Origin of the sequence: Streptomyces sp. NPDC006372 (assembly GCF_040612515.1) — a bacterium.
Lineage (GTDB): Bacteria > Actinomycetota > Actinomycetes > Streptomycetales > Streptomycetaceae > Streptomyces.
In genome coordinates this window covers 22,392-41,155 of the sequence record NZ_JBEXQJ010000043.1, presented here as the reverse complement: position 1 = coordinate 41,155, position 18,764 = coordinate 22,392, and the positions used below count along the sequence as shown (strand labels likewise).

General features: G+C 72.4%; 18 protein-coding genes. 9 read left to right on the top strand and 9 right to left on the bottom strand.

Translation table 11 applies throughout. From position 1 onward, the window contains the following. The first annotated feature begins 119 nt into the window (after positions 1 to 119). Both ABZ016_RS37920 and ABZ016_RS37915 read left to right on the top strand, forming a co-directional pair. On the top strand, positions 120 to 1,070 hold the full coding sequence (locus tag ABZ016_RS37920; protein ID WP_356921301.1) for a cytochrome c oxidase assembly protein: 951 nt from the start codon (positions 120 to 122) through the stop codon (positions 1,068 to 1,070). 79 nt (positions 1,071 to 1,149) lie between these two features. Then, complete coding sequence (locus ABZ016_RS37915) at positions 1,150 to 1,329, top strand: hypothetical protein (RefSeq protein ID WP_356921300.1); 180 nt, start codon at positions 1,150 to 1,152, stop codon at positions 1,327 to 1,329. Positions 1,330 to 1,333: 4 nt separating this feature from the next. On the opposite strand, the gene ABZ016_RS37910 is transcribed toward ABZ016_RS37915, so the two are convergent. The 4 genes from ABZ016_RS37910 to ABZ016_RS37895 are packed head-to-tail and all read right to left on the bottom strand — an operon-like array spanning position 1,334 to position 5,399. Next, complete coding sequence (locus ABZ016_RS37910; RefSeq protein ID WP_356921299.1) at positions 1,334 to 2,548, bottom strand: histidine kinase; 1,215 nt, start codon at positions 2,546 to 2,548, stop codon at positions 1,334 to 1,336. Further along, positions 2,545 to 4,263 carry a cation acetate symporter gene (locus tag ABZ016_RS37905; protein WP_356921298.1) on the bottom strand — a complete coding sequence of 573 codons (1,719 nt, stop codon included), beginning with the start codon at positions 4,261 to 4,263 and terminating at the stop codon, positions 2,545 to 2,547. Before ABZ016_RS37905 ends, ABZ016_RS37910 begins: the two co-directional genes overlap by 4 nt. 24 nt (positions 4,264 to 4,287) lie before the next feature. Beyond that, positions 4,288 to 4,647 carry a hypothetical protein gene (locus ABZ016_RS37900; RefSeq protein WP_356921316.1) on the bottom strand — a complete coding sequence of 120 codons (360 nt, stop codon included), beginning with the start codon at positions 4,645 to 4,647 and terminating at the stop codon, positions 4,288 to 4,290. A gap of 2 nt (positions 4,648 to 4,649) precedes the next feature. Further along, positions 4,650 to 5,399, bottom strand: a complete 750-nt coding sequence (locus ABZ016_RS37895) for a LytTR family DNA-binding domain-containing protein (RefSeq protein WP_356921297.1) — start codon at positions 5,397 to 5,399, stop codon at positions 4,650 to 4,652. Positions 5,400 to 5,476: 77 nt separating this feature from the next. On the opposite strand from ABZ016_RS37895, the gene ABZ016_RS37890 reads away from it, so the two are divergent. The 5 genes from ABZ016_RS37890 to ABZ016_RS37870 all read left to right on the top strand — a co-directional run bounded on the left by ABZ016_RS37890 (position 5,477) and on the right by ABZ016_RS37870 (position 12,157). Next, positions 5,477 to 5,962 (top strand): Lrp/AsnC family transcriptional regulator, encoded by a 486-nt coding sequence (locus tag ABZ016_RS37890; RefSeq protein ID WP_356921296.1) that lies wholly within the window; start codon positions 5,477 to 5,479, stop codon positions 5,960 to 5,962. A gap of 158 nt (positions 5,963 to 6,120) precedes the next feature. Continuing rightward, on the top strand, positions 6,121 to 6,951 hold the full coding sequence (gene ddaH, locus ABZ016_RS37885) for a dimethylargininase (protein WP_356921295.1): 831 nt from the start codon (positions 6,121 to 6,123) through the stop codon (positions 6,949 to 6,951). Next, positions 6,948 to 8,165: an ornithine--oxo-acid transaminase gene (rocD, locus tag ABZ016_RS37880; RefSeq protein ID WP_356921294.1), complete on the top strand. Its 1,218-nt coding sequence runs from the start codon at positions 6,948 to 6,950 to the stop codon at positions 8,163 to 8,165. Before ddaH ends, rocD begins: the two co-directional genes overlap by 4 nt. Positions 8,166 to 8,343: 178 nt before the next feature. Next, positions 8,344 to 10,848 carry a SpoIIE family protein phosphatase gene (locus tag ABZ016_RS37875; protein WP_356921293.1) on the top strand — a complete coding sequence of 835 codons (2,505 nt, stop codon included), beginning with the start codon at positions 8,344 to 8,346 and terminating at the stop codon, positions 10,846 to 10,848. 67 nt (positions 10,849 to 10,915) lie between these two features. After that, positions 10,916 to 12,157: a SpoIIE family protein phosphatase gene (locus tag ABZ016_RS37870; protein WP_356921292.1), complete on the top strand. Its 1,242-nt coding sequence runs from the start codon at positions 10,916 to 10,918 to the stop codon at positions 12,155 to 12,157. Between the two features lies 1 nt (position 12,158). Here ABZ016_RS37870 and ABZ016_RS37865 read toward each other — a convergent pair whose 3' ends face one another. Next, positions 12,159 to 12,614: an RpiB/LacA/LacB family sugar-phosphate isomerase gene (locus ABZ016_RS37865; RefSeq protein ID WP_356921291.1), complete on the bottom strand. Its 456-nt coding sequence runs from the start codon at positions 12,612 to 12,614 to the stop codon at positions 12,159 to 12,161. A 318-nt stretch (positions 12,615 to 12,932) separates the two neighbouring features. On the opposite strand from ABZ016_RS37865, the gene ABZ016_RS37860 reads away from it, so the two are divergent. Both ABZ016_RS37860 and ABZ016_RS37855 read left to right on the top strand, forming a co-directional pair. Then, positions 12,933 to 13,649, top strand: a complete 717-nt coding sequence (locus ABZ016_RS37860) for a lysophospholipid acyltransferase family protein (RefSeq protein WP_356921290.1) — start codon at positions 12,933 to 12,935, stop codon at positions 13,647 to 13,649. A 58-nt stretch (positions 13,650 to 13,707) separates the two neighbouring features. Next, on the top strand, positions 13,708 to 14,733 hold the full coding sequence (locus ABZ016_RS37855) for an NAD-dependent epimerase/dehydratase family protein (protein ID WP_356921289.1): 1,026 nt from the start codon (positions 13,708 to 13,710) through the stop codon (positions 14,731 to 14,733). A gap of 51 nt (positions 14,734 to 14,784) precedes the next feature. Here the strand turns inward: ABZ016_RS37855 and ABZ016_RS37850 are convergent, their stop codons facing one another. The 4 genes from ABZ016_RS37850 to ABZ016_RS37835 all read right to left on the bottom strand — a co-directional run bounded on the left by ABZ016_RS37850 (position 14,785) and on the right by ABZ016_RS37835 (position 18,755). Then, positions 14,785 to 16,386 carry an alpha/beta hydrolase gene (locus tag ABZ016_RS37850; protein WP_356921288.1) on the bottom strand — a complete coding sequence of 534 codons (1,602 nt, stop codon included), beginning with the start codon at positions 16,384 to 16,386 and terminating at the stop codon, positions 14,785 to 14,787. Positions 16,387 to 16,517: 131 nt separating this feature from the next. Further along, complete coding sequence (locus tag ABZ016_RS37845; protein WP_356921287.1) at positions 16,518 to 17,276, bottom strand: urease accessory protein UreD; 759 nt, start codon at positions 17,274 to 17,276, stop codon at positions 16,518 to 16,520. Then, positions 17,273 to 17,956, bottom strand: coding sequence for an urease accessory protein UreG (gene ureG / locus ABZ016_RS37840; protein ID WP_356921286.1), 684 nt, complete (start codon positions 17,954 to 17,956; stop codon positions 17,273 to 17,275). The genes ABZ016_RS37845 and ureG overlap by 4 nt, the downstream gene beginning before the upstream one ends. Positions 17,957 to 18,080: 124 nt before the next feature. Further along, the gene (locus tag ABZ016_RS37835) at positions 18,081 to 18,755 is read right to left on the bottom strand and encodes an urease accessory UreF family protein (RefSeq protein ID WP_356921285.1); all 675 of its coding nucleotides are present in this window, start codon (positions 18,753 to 18,755) and stop codon (positions 18,081 to 18,083) included. Positions 18,756 to 18,764: the final 9 nt, after the last annotated feature.

Sequence of the window (18,764 nt, the reverse complement as noted above, 5' to 3'; positions counted from 1 at the left end):
AACACAGCCCGCGCCCCGAGGACGTAGCACTGCCCCCGGTCCCAAGGGTGACCGGGGGCGGTTCTACTCTTGTGGGCGGACAGACTGCTGCACACCCCCACGAAACAGGAGCCGGCGGAATGGATCACAGCGGGCACGGCATGACCATGGATCTGCCGCCGTTCACGCTGGGGCGAGGGCTGGAGTGGTCCGCGGACCCGTTCTTCCTCGTCGCCTGCCTCGTCGGGCTGGCGCTGTACGGGTGGGGTGTCGTGCGACTGGTGCGGCGCGGGGACAAGTGGCCCGTCGGGCGGACCGTCGCCTACGTCGTCGGCGTGCTGAGCCTCATGCTCATGATGTGCACCCGGCTGAACGACTACGGCATGGTCATGTTCAGCGTGCACATGGTGCAGCACATGGTGATCAGCATGGTGTCGCCGATCCTGATCCTGCTCGGGGCGCCGATCACCCTGGCGCTGCGGGCGCTGCCGACGGCCGGGCGGGGGCGCAAGGGGCCCCGTGAGCTGCTGCTGATGTTCCTGCACAGCCGGTACATGCGGATCGTCACGCACCCGGCGTTCACGATCCCACTGTTCATCGCGAGCCTGTACGGGCTGTACTTCACTCCGCTCTTCGACACCCTGATGGGCTCCAAGGCGGGGCACATCGCGATGATGGTGCACTTCCTCGCCGTCGGCCTGGTGTTCTTCTGGCCGATCATGGGCGTGGACCCGGGACCGCACCGGCCGGGCTACCTGATGCGGATGCTGGAGCTGTTCGCGGGCATGCCGTTCCACGCGTTCTTCGGGATCGCGCTGATGATGGCGTCCGAGCCGATGGTCGAGACGTTCAAGAACCCGCCCGCCTCCCTCGGCATCGAGGCCCTCTCCGACCAGAACGCCGCGGGCGGCATCGCCTGGGCGTTCAGCGAGATCCCGTCCGTGCTGGTGCTGGTCGCGCTGCTGTTCCAGTGGTACGCCTCGGACCAGCGGCAGGCCAGGCGCACGGACCGGGCCGCGGACCGCGACGGGGACAAGGAGCTCGAGGCCTACAACGCCTACCTGGCCTCGCTGAACGCACAGGGACGCTGAAAACCTCTCGTTACGGCCCGTGCGCGCCGGGCGTCCGCCAGGCACCATGGAGGGACCGGACCATGAGGAGGGTGTTGCGATGCCCGGTTCCACGAACGGTTCGAACGCGACGAAGACCATGGGGGTGCTCACCGTGGGCGGTCTCGTCATGGTGACGGCGTACACCGTGGCCCTCGGGAGCAACGGCTGGCTGTGGTTCGGCTGGGTCGTCCTGGGCCTGATCACCCTCGGGATGGTGGTCACCACGCGCAGCACCTGACGGCTCACTCCCGGGTCAGCCGGCCCGCCGAGTGCACTCCCGGCTGATACTTCGGGATCCGTACGGTGATCTTCATCCCGGCACCCGTGGCGGTCTCGATCACGAGGCCGTAGTCGTCGCCGTAGACCTGGCGGAGCCGGTCGTCGACGTTGGAGAGGCCGATGCCGCCCGAGGGGCTGACCTCGCGGGCGAGGATGCGGCGCAGCAGGTCGGGGTCCATGCCGGAGCCGTCGTCCTCGATGACGACGAGGGCCTCGGCACCCGCGTCCTGGGCGGTGATCTGGATGTGGCACTTGCCCGAGGACACGGCCTTGCCCTCCAGTCCGTGTTTCACGGCGTTCTCCACGAGCGGCTGGAGGCAGAGGAAGGGCAGGGCGACCGGCAGCACCTCCGGGGCGATCTGGAGGGTGACGGAGAGGCGGTCGCCGAAGCGGGCCCGCACCAGCGCCAGGTAGTGGTCGATGGCGTGGAGTTCGTCGGCGAGGGTGGTGAAGTCACCGTGCCGGCGGAACGAGTAGCGGGTGAAGTCGGCGAATTCCAGGAGCAGTTCACGGGCGCGCTCGGGGTCGGTGCGGACGAACGAGGCGATCACCGCGAGCGAGTTGAAGATGAAGTGCGGGGAGATCTGCGCCCGCAGCGCCCTGATCTCGGCCTCGATGAGGCGGGTGCGGGACTGGTCGAGGTCGGCCAGCTCCAGCTGTACGGACACCCAGCGGGCCACCTCACCGGCCGCCCGGACCAGGACCGCCGACTCCCGGGGCGCGCAGGCCACGAGGGCGCCGTGCACCCGGTCGTCGACGGTGAGCGGGGCGACGACCGCCCAGCGCACCGAGCAGTCGAGGATGTCGCAGGTGAGGCGGAAGGCCTCGCCGCGGCCGGTGTCCAGGGCGTCGGCCAGGCGTTCCATGATCTCGGTGCGGTGGTGGGCGCCGTCGCCGTCCCAGACCAGGACCTGCTCGCGGTCCGTGAGGCAGAGGGCGTCCGTGCCGAGCAGGGAGCGCAGCTTGCGGGCGGACTTGCGGGCGGTCTCCTCGGTCAGCCCCGCCCGCAGCGGGGGTGCGGCGAGGGAGGCGGTGTGCAGGGTCTCGAAGGTGGCGTGCTCGACGGGGGTGCCGAGGCCGCCGAGGCTCTTGGGGCGTGCCGTGCGCCGGCCGAGCCACACCCCGGCGGCCAGCACCGGGAGCACGGCGACGCAGAGGCCCGCCAGGAATCCGCTCATGCCGTCGTCACCTCCGTGCGCAGTTCCTCGGGCAGGTGGAACCGGGCCAGGACCGCCGCCGTGTCCGGTGGTACCCGGCCGGGTGTGGCCAGCGACACCAGGATCATGGTGAGGAAGCCCAGGGGCACCGACCAGAGCGCGGGCCAGGCGAGCAGGGCGTGCAGGGCGGCGCCCTCGCCCGGGTAGCCGGCCATGGTCGCGGCGACGGCGAGCAGGGCCGAGCCGCCGCCGACCAGCATCCCGGCCGCGGCGCCGGGCGGGGTCAGCCGGCGCCACCAGATGCCGAGGACGAGCAGCGGGCAGAACGAGGAGGCGGACACGGCGAAGGCGAGCCCCACGGCGTCGGCGACCGGGAGTCCGCCGACCAGGACGCTCGCCGCGAGGGGCATGGCCATCGCGAAGACGGTCCCGAGCCGGAAGTGCCGTACGCCCCGGGACGGCAGGACGTCCTGGGTGAGGACGCCCGCGACGGCCATGGTCAGGCCCGAGGCCGTGGACAGGAACGCGGCGAAGGCGCCGCCGGCCACCAGCGCGCCCAGCAGATCGCCGCCCACTCCCCCGATCAGGCGGTCGGGCAGGAGGAGGACGGCGGCGTCCGTGTCGCCGGTGAGGGTGAGCTCGGGGGCGTAGAGGCGGCCGAGCGCGCCGTAGACGGGCGGCAGCAGGTAGAAGGCGCCGACCAGGCCCAGGACCGCGACGGTGGTGCGGCGGGCGGCGACGCCGTGCGGGCTGGTGTAGAAGCGGACCACGACGTGCGGCAGGCCCATGGTGCCGAGGAAGGTGGCGAGGATCAGTCCGTACGTGGCGTACAGCGGGCGTTCCTCGCGACTCTCGGACTGGTCGGGTGACAGGTCGCCGCCGCCGCTGCGCTCGGCCTTGGGGACGGTCGCCCCGGCGGCGAAGGTGAGCCGGGTGCCACGCTCGATGTGGTGGGTACCGGCGGGGAGTACGAGGCGGGTGCCGGTGTGCGGACGGCCGTCCACGGTGCCGCTCACGGTGACGGTCAGCGGCCGGTCCAGCTTCAGGTCGATGCTGTCGCCGACGCGGACGACGCGCTGCTCGCGGAAGCTCGCCGGTTCGTCGAAGGCGTGGCGGGGCGCTCCGTCGCTCTGCCAGGCGAGGACCAGGAAGAGGGCGGGGACGAGCAGGGCGGTCAGTTTCAGCCAGTACTGGAAGGCCTGGACGAAGGTGATGCTGCGCATGCCGCCGGCGGCGACGGTGGCGGTCACGACGACGGCGACGATCACTCCGCCGAGCCAGTCGGGCGCCCCGGTCAGCACGGTCAGCGTCAGTCCGGCGCCCTGGAGCTGGGGCAGCAGGTACAGCCAGCCGACGCCGACCACGAAGGCGCCGGCCAGCCGCCGTACGGCCTGGGAGTCGAGGCGGGCCTCGGCGAAGTCGGGCAGCGTGTAGGCGCCGGAGCGGCGCAGCGGGGCGGCGACGAAGAGCAGCAGGACCAGGTAGCCGGCGGTGTAGCCGACCGGGTACCAGAGCATGCCGGGGCCCTGCACCAGGACCAGGCCCGCTATGCCCAGGAAGGAGGCGGCGGAGAGGTACTCGCCGCTGATGGCGGCCGCGTTGAGGCGGGGCCCGACGGTGCGGGAGGCGACGTAGAAGTCGGAGGTGGTGCGGGAGATGCGCAGCCCGAAGGCGCCGACCAGGACGGTCGCGACGACGACCAGGGCGACGGCGGGGACGGCGTAGCTGGAGTTCATGGTCGTGGGTTCGCCGGTCGCCGGTCAGCGGTCTTCGACGAGGCGTACGAAGTCGCGCTCGTTGCGCTCGGCGCGGCGGACGTACCAGCGGGCCAGCAGCACCAGCGGGGCGTAGAGGCCGAAGCCGAGGACGGCCCACTCCAGGCGGCGGGCGTCGGGCATCGCCGCGAACAGCAGCGGCAGCGGGCCGACGAGGAGGCCGAGGATGGCGAACACGGTGAGGGCGGCCCGCAGTTGGGTGCGCATCAGGGAGCGGACGTAGGTGTGGCCGAGGGTGGTCTGTTCGTCGATCTCGGTGCGCGGGCGGTAGTAGCCGGGGGCCCGGTGCGTGCGGCGGGGCGGGCCGGTGACGACGACCCGGCGTTCGGTGTGGTCCTGGGGCACCGTCACGGCCTCCTCATGAGCAGGTCGCGCAGTTCGCGCGTGTGGCGCCGGCTGACCTGGAGTTCCTCGGCGCCGACGAGGACGCTGACGGTGCCCGCGTCGAGGCGGAGTTCGCCGATGTGGCGCAAGGACACGAGGTGGCGGCGGTGGATGCGGACGAAGCCTCGGGAGCGCCAGCGCTCCTCCAGGGTGGACAGCGGGATGCGGACCAGGTGGCTGCCCTTGTGGGTGTGCAGGCGGGCGTAGTCGCCCTGGGCCTCGACGTGGGTGATGTCGTCGACGGCGACGAAGCGGGTCACACCGCCGAGTTCGACGGGTATGTGGTCGGGGTCGGGTTCGCTCACGGGTATGCGGGGCGTGGTGCCGCGCAGCTCGGCGGCCCGTCGTACGGCCTCGGCGAGGCGCTCCTTGCGGACGGGCTTGAGGACGTAGTCCACGGCCTTGAGGTCGAAGGCCTGGACGGCGAAGTCCTCGTGGGCGGTGACGAACACGACGAGCGGCGGCCGGGCGAAGCCGGTGAGCAGCCGGGCCATGTCGAGGCCGTCGAGGCCGGGCATCTGGATGTCGAGGAAGACGACGTCGATCGCCTCGGGCCCGCCCGGGCCGGACTCCAGGGCCCGGTTGATGCGGCGCAGCGCCTCGGTGGCGTCGCCGGCGCCCTCCGCGCTGCCGATGCGGGGGTCCGCCTGCAGCAGGTAGAGCAGTTCCTCCAGCGAGGGGCGTTCGTCGTCGACAGCCAGGGCGCGCAGCATGACCCCGGAGTCTAGGGGCGATCCGCACGTCTGGACATGTGCCGGGGGTGCACGTTCGCGCTGGATACAGTGCCCGCATGAACAGCAGGGACACGCCGTTCGACGAACTCGACCAGAAGATCATCACCGCGTTGATGGCGAACGCCAGGACGTCGTTCGCCGAGATCGGCACGGCGATCGGGCTGTCGTCCACGGCCGTCAAGCGCCGGGTCGACCGGCTGCGGGAGACGGGCGTGATCACCGGGTTCACGGCCACGGTGAAGCCCTCGGCGCTGGGCTGGCGCACGGAGGCCTATGTCGAGGTGTACTGCGAGGGTGCGGCCCCGCCACGGCGGCTGGCGGAGGTCGTGCGCGACTACCCGGAGATCGCGGCGGCGATGACCGTGACCGGCGGGGCGGACGCGCTGCTGCACGTGCGGGCGCGGGACGTGGAGCACTTCGAGGAGGTGCTGGAGCGGATCCGCCAGGAGCCGTTCATCCGGAAGACGATCAGCGTGATGGTGTTGTCGCATCTGCTCCCGGAGAGCCCGGAGGCGGGCGCCAGCCAGCCCGCGCCGGAGTAGGGTCCGCGAGCCGCGCACCAGACCTGCGCCACGAGGCCTGAAGACGCAGCGTTCCTGCGCCGACGCGCAACTTATGTTCCTTGTCGGCCGCCTCCGCCAGTTTCTACCTTGGTGTCAACCCTCAGTCACACACCGTTAGGAAGCGGAGGAACCCCTCTGTGCCCGACTCCTGTGTGCCGCGCCGGCGGCGCTTCCTCGTCTGCGAGCCCAGACACTTCGCCGTGCAGTACGCGATCAACCCCTGGATGCGTCCCGACGAACCCGTCGACGTCATCCGTGCCCTGGACCAGTGGCAGGCGCTGGTCGAGGCATATCGGGCCCACGGCCATACCGTGGACACTGTGAACCCCGTTCCCGGCCTGCCGGACATGGTCTTCGCCGCGAACGCGGCGGTCGTCGTCGACGGCCGCGTCTTCGGCTCCCTCTTCCACGCGCCCGAACGCCGTCCCGAGTCCGTGCCGTACGAGGCGTGGTTCAAGGCGGAGGGCTACGAGGTCTACCACCCCGAGTCGGTGTGCGAGGGCGAGGGCGACCTGGTGCCGGCCGGCCGCTGGATCCTGGCCGGGACGGGCTTCCGCACCACCCGGGAGGCCCACAGCGAGGTGCAGGAGTACTTCGGGGCGCCGGTGATCGGCCTGACGCTGGTGGACCCGTACTTCTACCACCTGGACACGGCGCTGTTCGTCCTCGACGACGAGGAGGACGCGAACATCGCCTACTACCCCGAGGCGTTCTCGCCGGGCAGCCGCGAGGTGCTGGCCCGGCTGTACCCGGACGCGGTGCTCGCCACCCGCGAGGACGCGATGGCGTTCGGGCTGAACTCCGTCTCCGACGGGCGCCATGTGTTCATCTCGCCGGGGGCGACGGGGCTGGCCGGACAACTCGCCGGCCGTGGCTACGTCCCCGTCCCCGTCGACCTGTCCGAGTTCCACAAGGCCGGTGGCGGCATCAAGTGCTGCACCCAGGAGATCCGGGAGATCCGCTCATGACCGCACCAGTCCGCACTCGTGGCTCCGAGGAGCTCATCCGCGCGGAGGAGCCGGTCCTCGCGCACAACTACCACCCGCTGCCCGTGGTCGTCGCCCGCGCCGAGGGCGCCTGGGTGGAGGACGTGGAGGGGCGGCGCTACCTCGACATGCTGGCCGGCTACTCGGCTCTCAACTTCGGCCACCGGCATCCGGCGCTGATCGAGGCGGCCCACCGTCAGCTCGACCGGCTGACCCTGACCTCGCGCGCCTTCCACAACGACCGGCTCGCCGAGTTCGCCGAGCGGCTGGCGGCGCTGACCGGGTCGGACATGGTGCTGCCCATGAACACCGGCGCGGAGGCGGTGGAGAGCGCGGTGAAGGTGGCCCGCAAGTGGGCCTACGACGTCAAGGGCGTCCCGGCGGACCGGGCGACGATCGTGGTGGCCGCGGACAACTTCCACGGCCGTACGACGACGATCGTCAGTTTCTCCACGGACGAGACGGCCCGGCGCGGGTTCGGCCCCTTCACCCCGGGCTTCCGGGTCGTGCCGTACAACGATCTGGCGGCGCTGGAGGCGGCGGTCGACGAGACGACGGCGGCGGTGCTGATCGAGCCGGTCCAGGGCGAGGCCGGGGTGATCATCCCGGACGACGGCTACCTGGCCGGGGTGCGCGAGCTGACCCGCCGCGAGGGGTGCCTGTTCGTCGCCGACGAGATCCAGTCCGGGCTGGGCCGTACGGGCCGCACCCTGGCGGTCGAGCACGAGTCGGTCGTACCGGACGTGGTGCTGCTGGGCAAGGCGCTGGGCGGCGGGATCGTGCCGGTGTCCGCGGTGGTCGGGCGCCGGGAGGTGCTCGGTGTGCTGCACCCCGGGGAGCACGGGTCGACGTTCGGCGGCAATCCGCTGGCGGCCGCGGTCGGCACGGCGGTCGTCGAACTGCTGGAGACGGGCGAGTTCCAGCGGCGCGCGGCCGAACTGGGCGCGACCCTGCGGGAGGGCCTGACCCGGCTGGTCGGCAAGGGCGTCGTGGGCTTCCGCGCGCGGGGCCTGTGGGCGGGCGTGGACATCGACCCGGCGATCGGCACGGGCCGTGAGATCAGCGAACGGCTCATGCGGGAGGGGGTCCTGGTCAAGGACACCCACGGTTCGACCGTCCGCCTGGCCCCGCCGCTCACCATCACCGGTGACGAGCTGGTGGGAGCGCTGGGCTCGCTGGAGAAGGTCCTCGGGTAAGAGGACCGACGACGCGGGACCGACGGCGGAGGCCCCACCGGCGACGGGCGGGCCTCCGCCGTACGAGACGCACCGCGAGCCACCTCGGCCGGACCCGCACAAGCCGCCCCCTTCCGCAGGAAGGGTGAAGATTGAGACAAGAGGTGGTAGACCACTCTCAGCGACAGAGAGGTCGGCCGTGGGCGGAGACGAGGAGTACGGCGGTGCCCGGCGCCGGTTCGACGTGGCCGACGCCGTGCCCCTGCTGCTCGATCCGCAGGGCGTGGTGACGGGCTGGACCATGGCCGCGCAGGGGCTGCTGGGGTACACGGCTCCCGAGGCGGTCGGCAGGAAGCTCGCCGACCTGCTGTCCGCCGAGGACGCGGAGCGTGTGCCGGACCTGGTCGAGCGGTGTCGCGGGGACGGCGGCTGGACGGGGCTGCTGACGGCCCGGCGCAAGGACGGCGCACCGGTACGGGTCGTGGCGCGGATCGCCTCGGCCGAGGACGCGCACGGCGGCTCGCGCTGGCTGGCGCTCTTGTCGGAGCTGGCGGGCGCACCCGGCTGGCACATGAGCCGTGCGGTGCTGGAACGGGTGGTGGGCGACGCCCCGGTCGGCATCGCGATCGTCGACACGGACCTGCGGTTCGTGTGGTCGAACACCGCCCTGGAGCAGTTCGGCGGCGGACCGGCACCCCGGCGTCTCGGTCTGCGCTTTGCGGACGTCCAGCCCGGACTGGACGCCCAGGGGGTCGAGGCGCAGATGCGGCACGTGCTGGAGACCGGCGAGGCCGTGTCCGGGTACGAGCACGTGGGTCATGTGCGGTCGGCCCCGCAGCGCGAGACGGCGCACATGCTGTCGTTCACCCGGCTCGACGACGAACGGGGCCGGCCGATCGGTGTGTCCTACACGGTCGTCGACGTGACCGAGCGGCACCGGGCCAGGCAGCGGCTGGCGCTCCTCGACCGGGCGGGCGAGAACATCGGCCGCACCCTCGACCTGATGCGCACCGCGCAGGAACTGGCCGACGTGGCCGTGCCCGGACTGGCCGACTTCGTCACCGTGGACCTGCTGGAGACGGTGCTGCGGGGCGCCGAGCCGGTGCCCGGGCCGCTCGCGGACTCCGGCCCGGTGGCGCTGCGCCGCGCGGGTCACCGGGCCGCGGAGGACGACCTTCCGGAGGCTGTCGTCGGGATCGGCGAGGTCGCGACCTACTTGGCCGACTCGCCGCCGATCCGCTGCCTCGCCACGGGACGGTCCTGGCGCCGCGAGCGGCTCGATCCGCAGGCCCGGACCTGGGCCAGGAACGCTCCGGGCGATCCGCGCACCACGTTCCTGGAGCTGGGTCTGCACAGCGTGATGATCGTGCCGGTCCGGGCGCGCGGCACCACCCTGGGCGTCACCACGTTCTTCCGGGGCCGCAGCCTCGAGCCCTTCGACGAGGAGGACCTGCGGCTGGCCGAGGACCTCGTCTCCCGTGCGGCCGTCTGCGTGGACAACGCCCGGCGGTACACGCGCGAACGGGACGCCGCGCTCGTCCTGCAGCGCAGCCTGCTCCCCCTTCGGCTGCCCGAGCAGGACGCGGTCGAGGTGGCCGCGTGCTACCGGCCGGCCGACGAGCTGACCGGCCTGGGCGGCGACTGGTACGACCTCATCCCGCTCTCCGGGGCGCGCGTGGCGCTCGTCGTGGGCGAGGCGCCGGGGCACGGCATCGACGCCGCCGCGGCCATGGGGCAGCTGCGGACCGCGGTGCGAACCCTGGCCGCTCTGGATCTGCCCCCCGAGGAGGTGCTGGCGCACCTCGACGACCTGGTGGCGCGGTCGGCGCGGGAAGCGGGTGTGGAGCCCGGCGCGCCGGGCAACGCCGGTGCCCAGTCCATGGGTTCGGGATGCCTCTACGTCGTGTACGACCCCGTCGACGGCGGGTGTTCGATGGCCGCCGCGGGTCATCCCGCGCCGGCTGTGGTGCTGCCGGACGGCTCGGTCACGTTCGTCGACCTCCCGCAGGGGCCGCCGCTCGGGGTGGGCGGCCCGCCCTTCGAGGCGGTGGAGCTGTCCCTGGCGGAGGGCAGCACGCTGGCCCTGCACACCGACGGGCTGCTCGCGCGCGGCGAGACCTGGGCCGTCGACGCGGGCCGGGAACGGCTGCGCCGGGCACTGGAACAGGGTGGCCCGCTCGAGGCGTACTGCCGGACCGTGGTCGACGCGCTGGTGCCGGAACGCCCGCACGACGACGTGGCCCTCCTGCTGGCCCGCACCCGGCGCCTCGGCGCCGGGCAGGTCGCGGTCTGGGAGCTGCCCTCCGACCCGGCCGTGGTCGCCGACGCCCGCCGCGCGGCCACCCGGCAGCTGGCCGGCTGGGGCCTGGACGAGCTGTCCTTCACCACGGAGCTGGTGGTGAGCGAGCTGGTCACCAACGCCATCCGGTACGCCACCGGGCCCATCCGGCTCCGGCTGATCCGGGAGCGCGCCCTGGTCTGCGAGGTCCTCGACGGCGGCGCCACCGCACCCCATCTGCGTCACCCCCGTGCCACGGACGAGGGCGGGCGCGGGCTGCTGCTGGTCTCCCAGCTGGCCCAGCGGTGGGGCACTCGGTTCGTCCCGGACGGAAAGATCATCTGGGCCGAGCAGCCGCTCACGGGACTCGTCCCACCGTCGCCTGCCGTCTTCGCCGGGCAGTCGCTGCCGGATCTGCTGGAGTGAGGCCGGGGCCGGGATCTCCCAGACCATGGGAAAATAGTACGATCCCGGCACTGGTGAGGCGGCTGCCATGACCGATTCGGCGATCGACTACGCGGCGGTGTTCCAGGCCCTGCCCGGCATGGTGGCACTGCTGACGCCCGAGCTCGTGTACGCGGACGTGAACGAGGAGTTCGTCCGGGTCTCCGGGCGCTCCCGCGAGCAGCTGATCGGCAACTACCTGTTCGACGTCTTCCCCGACAACCCCAACAATCCGGCCGCGACGGGCATGCGCAACCTCAGGGCCTCGCTGTACCGGGTGCTGGCGACCGGCGAGCGGGACGCCATGGCCCTGCAGCGCTACGACGTCGAGGACCCGCAGCGGCCCGGGGAGTGGGAGGAGCGCTACTGGAGCCCGGTGAACGCGCCGCTGCTCGGCCCCGACGGCAAGGTGGCGCTGATCGTGCACCGCGTCGAGGAGGTCACGGAGCTGATCCGGGCCCGGGGCCGTTCGGGAGGGAACAAGGGCAGCCGGGCCCGGGTCCTGGAAGCCGAGCTGTACACCCGCGCCCGCGAGCTCCAGGAGCTGAACGAACGGCTGCGCCAGGCGCACTCCCGGGAGCGGGAGGTGGCGCTGGCCCTGCAGGAGGCGATGCTGCCCGACCGGCGCCAGGTCAGCCACCACCACCGGGCCGCCGTGAGGTACCGGCCCGCCGTGGGCGCCCTCAACGTGTGCGGGGACTGGTACGACCTGGTCGACCTGGTCGGCGGCCACCGGGTGGGCGTGTCCGTGGGCGACGTGGTCGGGCACGGGCTGGAGGCCGCCGGTGTCATGGGGCAGCTGCGCAGCGCGCTCAGCGCGGCCTCCCGGGTCGCCGGGGGCCCGGCCCAGGCGCTGGACGTGCTGGGGCGCTACGCCAACGTGGTCGAGGGCGCCGAGTCGGCGACGGCCGTGACGACGTTCATCGACTTCGACCGCCGGTGCATCACGTACAGCAGCGCCGGTCATCTCCCGCCGGTGCTGGTCCACCCGGACGGCCGTGCGGAGTTCCTGGACGGGGCCACGGACCCGCCGCTGGACGCCCGCCCCGACCCGATCCCGAGACCCCAGGCCGAGACGACGTTCACACCGGGCGCCACCCTCGTGCTCTACACCGACGGCCTGGTCGAGCGGCGCGGCGAGGACATCGACACCGGTCTCGCCCGCCTCGCCGACGCGCTGCACCGGAGCCGGGATCAGGACCCCGAGGCCCTCGCCGACACGGTCCTGCTGGAACTGCTGCCGCCGGGCGGGAGCACCGACGACACCGCTCTGATCATCGTGCGGCTGTGAGCTACAGACGGTCCTTTCCGTGATCGAGGAGCCTGACGCGGTCCACGTTCTGCCGGTCCTCGGCGTCCCCGCTGGGCTCGCCCGTGAACCACGCGTCGAGGATCTCCGCCAGCAGCGGCTCGGACGTCAGCCGCAGGCTGAGCGCCAGCACGTTGGCGTCGTTCCAGCGGCGCGCCCCGTCGGCGGTGTAGGCGTCCGTGCACAGGGCGGCCCGGACGCCGGGCACCTTGTTCGCGGCGATCGAGGCGCCCGTGCCGGTCCAGCAGCACACCACGGCCTGGTCGGCCCTCCCCTCGGCGACCTCGCGTGCCGCCGCTTCGGAGCACACCGCCCACTGCGCGTCGTCCCCGGGGCGCAGCGCGCCGTGCGGGCGCACCTCGTGCCCTCGGTCCCGCAGCGCGGCCACGAGGGAGCGTGCGACGGGCTCGTCCATGTCCGAGGAAACAGAGATCCGCATGCCTCGCAGACTACTCGGCACGGCCGCAAGGACCAGTGGTTGGCCAGGCACCCTTCGTATCCCGCCATGCCACCCGTTCGGCTTGCCGGTCACCCGTGTGGAGCAGCACGCTGGTCCCGCGGATCTCCCCAGCCGCATGCGCACCACCGGACGCACACGCCTGACTGACCGTCAGTCAAACGGTGAAGGATCGACGCGGTCTCGCCGCACGAGGTGCCCGGTGGTCGCGCCTGCACCTACACTGGCACCCCACGACATGCCGGTTGACCTGCTGGAACGCGGCGGTCAGTCCACCGCGAGAGTCGAGGAGCGCCCGCTTTGTTCTACTACCTGCTGAAATACGTGCTGCTGGGCCCGCTGCTGAGACTGGTGTTCCGGCCTCGAATAGAGGGTCTGGAGCACGTACCGTCGGAGGGCGCCGCCATCGTCGCCGGGAACCACCTGTCGTTCTCGGACCACTTCCTGATGCCCGCGATCCTCAAGCGGCGCATCACCTTCCTCGCGAAGGCCGAGTACTTCACGGGCCCGGGCATCAAGGGCCGGCTGACGGCCTTCTTCTTCCGCAGCGCGGGGCAGATTCCGGTCGACCGCTCGGGCAAGGACGCAGGGCAGGCCGCGATCCGCGAGGGTCTCGGCGTGCTGAGCAAGGGCGAGTTGCTCGGCATCTACCCCGAGGGCACCCGCTCACACGACGGCCGGCTCTACAAGGGCAAGGTCGGCGTCGCGGTGATGGCCCTCAAGGCCGGCGTCCCGGTCATCCCCTGCGCGATGATCGGCACTTTCGAGGCGCAGCCGCCCGGCAAGGTCATCCCCAACATCCACCCGGTCGTGATCCGCTTCGGCAAGCCCCTCGACTTCTCCCGCTACGCCGGTATGGAGAACGAGAAAGCCATCCTGCGCGCTGTCACCGACGAGATCATGTACGCGGTCCTCTCCCTGTCCGAGCAGGAGTACGTCGACCAGTACGCGGCCGTCGTGAAGGCCGAGGAGGCCGCCGCCAAGGAGCGGAAGTTCCCGCGGATGCCGCTCAGTTGACATCTGCCGTCGGCAGAAGCCGTTCCCCCGGCCGTGCCCGACGATCTACGTTCCCGGTATGAGACGTGCTGTGGTGATCGGGGCGGCGGGACAGATCGGACGGCCGGCGGTGGAGGCGCTGGCCCGGGACGGCTGGGAGGTGACGGCCGCCTCGCGCGGGGCGGGCCGGGACGAGAACTGGCCCGAAGGGGTACGGACGCGGCGGCTGGACCGTGAGGACGACGCGGCGCTGAGAGCGCTGATCGGCGACGGCTGCGACCTCGTGGTCGACATGGTCGCCTACGGGGCCCGGCACGCACGGCAGTTGACCGCAATGGCGGACCGCATCGGCTCGGCTGTCGTCGTCTCCACGGTGATGGTGTACGAGGACGGCGAGGGCCGCGGCTTCGACACGATGAGCGAGCCGGACGGCTGTCCGCGGTACCCCGTGCCCATACCGGAGGACCAGCCGACGCTCGCACCCGGGGACGCCACGTACAGCACCGGAAAGGCAGCGCTGGAGAGCGAACTCCTCGCGGCCGGCAGCCGGTTGCCCGCGACGCTGTTGCGCGCGGCCGCCGTCCACGGGCCGTACAGCCCGCTCCCCCGCGAGTTGTACTTCGTGAAAAGGAACCTGGACGGCCGGCGCAGGCGGGTGCTCGCCTTCCGGGGCGAGAGCCGGTTCCACCCGTCGTCGGCCCGCAACATCGCCGAGCTGATCCGGCTGGCGGCGGCCCGCCCGGGTTCGCGGGTGCTCAACGCCTGCGATCCGCAGTCGCCGACGGTGTCCGAGATCGGGGCGGCGGTGGACGCCGTCATGGGAGTGGAGAGCAAGACGGTCCTGGTGGACGGACCGCCCCCCTCGCCGTCCGTGGGCAGCTCGCCCTGGTCGGCGGAGCTGCCGGTGGTGTGCGACATGGCCTCCGCGGAACGGGAGTTGGGCTACCGGCCCGTCGTGTCCTACACCGACGCACTGCCGGAGACGGTCGAGTGGCTCACCCGTCGGCTGTCCGGGCAGGACTGGAAGGAGGCGTTTCCCACCCTCGCCCGGGTCTACCCGGACCTCTTCGACTACACGGCGGAGGACGCCTGGTTCGCGGCGTGAGAAAAGGGGCGGCCGGATACCCGGCCGCCCCTCACCGTCGTACGGCGACGGCTACGGCTTCGGTGTGGCGTGCGGGGCGCACGTCACATCGGCACCGTCCAGCTTCCCGGTGAGCAGGTACGCGTCCACCCGGTCGTTGACGCAGGAGTTCACCAGGCCGGTGACGCCGTGCGAACCGGCGTCCTTCTCGGTGATCAGACGCGAGCCCCTGAACCGCTTGTGCAGTTCGACGGCGCCCTCGTACGGCGTGGCCGCGTCACGCTCGGACTGGACGATGAGCACGCCCGGCAGCCCCTTGCCGGTGCGGACGTCGACCGGCGTCCGCTGCTTGACCGGCCAGGTCGCGCACGGCAGGTTCATCCACGCGTTGGCCCAGGTCATGAACGGGTGGTCGCGGTGCAGCCGGGTGTTGTCCCGGTCCCACCTGCGCCAGCTGGTGGGCCACTTGGCGTCGGTGCACTCGACGGCCGTGTAGACGGCGTTGCCGTTCTCCGAGGCCGCGTTGCCCGCGGTGTCGGACAGGTCCGGAGCGGCGGCGTCGACCAGCGCCTGGGTGTCACCGGCGACGTACTTGCTGAAGACGGACGCGACCGGGGCCCAGGAGGAGTCGTAGTACGGGGCGCTCTGGAAGAAGGAGATGACCTCGGCCGGTCCGACGACGCCGCCGATGGGGCTCTTCTTCGCCGTGGCGCGCAGCTGGAGCCACTTCGCCTGGACGGCGGCCCGGGTGGTGCCGAGGTGGTAGGTCGCGTCGTTCTTCGCGACCCAGTCCTGCCAGTCCTTCCAGCGGCCCTCGAAGGCGACGTCCTGGTCCAGGTTGGCCTGGTACCAGATCTTCTCGCGGGACGGGTTGACGACGGAGTCGACGACCATGCGGCGCACGTGCCCCGGGAACAGGGTGCCGTAGACGGCGCCGAGGTAGGTGCCGTAGGAGACGCCGAGGTAGTTGAGCTTCTTCTCGCCGAGGGCGGCGCGGATGACGTCGAGGTCGCGCGCCGTGTTCGGCGTGGTCATGTGCGGCAGCATCCGGCCGCTGCGCTCGTAGCAGCCCTCGGCGTACTCGCGGGCCAGCTTGCGCTGGGCGAGCTTGTCGGCCTCGGAGTCGGGCACCGGGTCCATCTTGGGTGCCTTGACGAACTCCTGCGGGTCGACGCAGGAGATGGGCGTGGACTTGCCGACGCCGCGCGGGTCGAAGCCCACGAAGTCGTAGGCCTTGGCCGCGTTGGCCCAGACGGGGTTCTTGGCTGTCACCCGGGCCGGGAAGCGCAGTCCGGAGCCTCCGGGGCCGCCGGGGTTGTAGATCAGCGCACCCTGCCGCTCGGCCTTCGTGCCGGTGTTGCCGATGCGGTCGACGGCGAGCTTGATCTGCTTGCCGTACGGCTTGGCGTAGTCGAGCGGCACGGTGACGTACCCGCACTGGATCGGCTTGGCCAGGTTCCAGTCGGCGGGGCAGTCCTGCCAGTCGATGCCGGCCTTCGCGGCCCGGGCGGCGGCGAGCGCGACGCCCCGGGCCTCGCTGTCCTGGCCGTGGCGGGTGCTCGCGCTCGCGTTCGCCGAGGGCGCCGCGACGGCGCCGGCTATGAGCGTGGCCGCGACGAGCGCTCCGGCCGAACCGAGCACCGTCGTCCGCCTCTTCGGTCTGGTACCCCTCAAGTGGGACCTCCCCGTACATCGTTGCGATCAGTACGGGGATCCTCCCGGCTGTGAGGTCCCTGAGAACAGGGGGCAGCGGCCCTTCTTTGCCAATCCGATAACCGGTGAGGCACGTTCTGTTCTGCGGACGGTCAGAAGAGGGACGTCAGCGCCTCGTCGAGCAGCCGCCGCAACCGCAGCGCGTCCGGGGCCACGGCGGTGACCAGTGCGGCGGGCCCGGCGAGCGGAACGACCGCGGCCCCTTCGGCCAGCGCCCCGGCCGTCACCGGCTCTGCGACGAACTCCGGCCGTACGACGACCAGTTGTCCGACGGCCCGGTGACCCGCGAGCACCGCCGGCCCGTCCCAGCCGCCCGGGGCGCCGGGGCCGCAGGCCAGTTCCTGGTCGAGTACGATCCGCTCGGCGACCCGCACGGTCAGACGGCTCGTCAGCCGCCCGGGTTCCTCTCCGGCCCGCCCGAGCACCTGCTCCTCACGCAGGACGAGCCGCGAGGTGGGAGCGAGGTCGACGTGTGTCGTGACCCGCAGGTCGCTGCCCTTCGCGGAGATCAACTGCTCGGGCGCCCAGTGCAGTTCGGCATGGTCGGAGACGGCGAGCCGGACGTCGTAACGGGCCTCGCCCTTGGCCTGTCCCGGCAGGGCGATGGTGGCGGCGGCGGACCCGACGGACAGCCGCGCCCCCTCCTCGGCCCGGGCCTCCACGGTGAAGTGATCGCCGCCGAGTGGCCCGCTCATCGCGCCGACCAGCATGACCCGCGCCTCGGCACCGCTCCCCCGGGTGCGCCGCAGCGCCAGCGGCCCGTCGCTCTCCAGCACGGGCAGGGCGGTCCCGCCGCGGCCGTCGTCACGGGCGACGATCCGCGCGAGGGACCGCACTCCGGTACTGTTCACGCCCGCGCCGCCCACGCGTCGAGCTGCGCACGCACCCAGACGGCGACGTCCGTCACCCCGGCTTCGCTCCGCAGCGACTGGAAGACGACCGGCAGTTCGGCCCGCTGCGCCTTGGCGTCGGCGGCCATCCGCGCCAGGTCGGAGCCCACGTACGGTGCGAGGTCCGTCTTGTTGACGATGAGCAGGTCGGCGGTGGTCACGCCCGGCCCGCCCTTGCGCGGGATGTCGTCCCCGCCGGCCACGTCGATCACGAAGATCTGCGCGTCGACCAGGCCCCTGGAGAAGGTCGCGGTGAGGTTGTCCCCACCGGACTCCACGAGGACCAGGTCGAGCGGCCCGACGGCGTCCTCCAGGTCCTCCACCGCTTCCAGGTTCGCGGAGATGTCGTCCCGGATCGCGGTGTGCGGACAGGCCCCGGTCTCCACGGCGGTGATCCGCTCCGGCGGCAGCACGGCCTCCCGGAGCAGGAACTCGGCGTCCTCCCGGGTGTAGATGTCGTTGGTGACGACAGCGAGCGACAGCTCGTCCCGCAGCGCCCGGCAGAGCGCGGCGACGGTGGCGGTCTTCCCGGAGCCGACGGGTCCGCCGAGTCCGATGCGCAGGGCGCGGCGACTGCCGTCGGGGCGGCGGGTGTCTGCGCTCATGGCGGTGGGGCCGTCGTGGCTGTGGTCGAGGTGCATGTGCGGCTCCTGATGGGGCGGGTCCGGGTTGGCGGGCGTGGTGTCGGAGTGCGGGCGAGTGGGGGCTGGTCGCGCGGTTCCCCGCGCCCCTGAGGGGTTGGTCTGCACGGCGTTCAGAGGACGGCTACGAGGCGAACAGCCGTACAGGCCACCCGGCATGCGCCTCCGCCCCGATCTCCAGCAGCGGCGCCGACGCTGCGGGCAGGGCGTCGGCACCGCCGTCGACGGCCTGGCGTGCCGCCTCCACCGCCCGGTCCACGACCCGGTCCACCTCCGGCGCCAGCCGGGCCAGCACCCCGGTCGCGTCGAAGGGATCGAGGCTCAGCAGCCGCACCGTCGCCGTGGCCGGTCCGCTCACGTTCTCGTACGCCGCGCAGTACGCCGCGTCCACGGGCCCCAGCCCCGCCGCCCGCGCCGCGAGCCCGAGCACCACGGGCTGATGCGCCCCTTTGGGAAACCCCCGTGCCAGGGCGTCCAGTTCGGTGGACGGCCAGGTCGTACGGGCGGCCCGCAGCAGTTGCCGCCCCAGTTTGCGCGCGGCGAGCCGCAGCGCGGGGGACGGGGTACGGGCGTCCGCGGCACGGTCGAGCGCGACGGGGTCGATCCCGAGCGCGGCGGCGGCCGCGAGGCCCGCCGCCACCAGCCCCGCCGTGTGCAACCGCCCGCGGCAGAAGTCCGCCAGGCTCGCCGCACCGGTGATCCGGCCCGCCTTGACGGCCGCCTCGGCCCCGCCGGAGTGGGCGTGTCCCCCGGCGGGAAAGCGGCCGTCGGCCAGCACGAGAAGCGCCGCACGTGACATAAGGACCGC